The sequence below is a fragment of the Rhodopirellula maiorica SM1 genome, from assembly GCF_000346295.1.
GTDB lineage: Bacteria > Planctomycetota > Planctomycetia > Pirellulales > Pirellulaceae > Novipirellula > Novipirellula maiorica.
In genome coordinates, this window is sequence record NZ_ANOG01001006.1 from 1 (window position 1) to 938 (window position 938).

2 protein-coding genes are annotated in these 938 nt (G+C 53.8%); both read left to right on the plus strand.

The window, feature by feature from the left end; translation table 11 throughout:
- A partial coding sequence (locus RMSM_RS39110) for a DUF1559 family PulG-like putative transporter (RefSeq protein WP_144058120.1) occupies positions 1–142 on the plus strand: 142 nt, incomplete at its 5' end.
- A 310-nt stretch (positions 143–452) separates the two neighbouring features.
- Positions 453–938, plus strand: a 486-nt coding sequence (locus RMSM_RS32520) for a DUF1559 family PulG-like putative transporter (RefSeq protein WP_040770696.1), incomplete at its 3' end; no start/stop codon positions are given.

Consider the following 938-nt stretch of genomic DNA (forward strand, 5'->3'; position numbering starts at 1 on the left):
AGCCCGCAGTTACCACACCGGTGGCGTCAACGTGTTGATGGCGGACGGCGGGGTTCGTTTTGTCACCGACTCGGTCGACAATTTGAACATTTGGCGACCGATGAGTACCGCTCAGAACCAAGAGGTGATCGAGGACCAATAGCCTCGGTCAATAACCTATGTGAGGGCCCTCTAGTTGCGTCTAGGAGGCTGCTAATCTAGCTAGTCGCTTTTGAAGCTCTAGCCTGGACGTCTAAAAAATTGGGCCCGTTAGATGATTTGATTTGGGGGTCAACGGTTGATTGGCCCCCGTTGGCTCGGGGGCATCGTGGCCGCGGGCCGCCTTCAATTGATGGGTGTGCATCTTAAACATTCCTTCATCATTTCTGCGCCTGATTTCAACAAGCGGACGTTCTAATCCCGCTCTCTGTGGTTGAAACACTTTCTCTCTCTCTCGTCTAAGGAATTCGTGAATGCGGATTGCTCATCGCAAGCGTTGTTCTGTCCATACACCCCAGCGATCAGGTTTTACCCTGGTAGAACTATTGGTGGTGATCGCGATCATTGGAGTTCTGGTGGGGTTGTTGCTGCCCGCCGTTCAGGCGGCACGCGAAGCAGCGCGTCGCATGCAGTGTCAAAACAATATGAAGCAGTTTGGATTGGCGATGCACAACCACATGTCAGCGTTTGGAGCGTTTCCGCCCGGAAGCGTCAACTACGACGAGTCGGGCAACCGCTTCAAGACCGGCGGTTGGCAGCACGGTCAAAACGAGCTTGGGTGGCACTGGTTGCCCATGTTGTTCCCCTATCTAGAACAACCCGCAATGTGGGAATTGGTCCAGCGATGTGAAGACGACCGGGCCGATGACCATACGTCCAATCCATGTGATCACTGCGAGTCGAGTGCCGACTTTGAGCATCTTGGACGCGAACAATTGGCTTCGTTTGACAAATGTCCC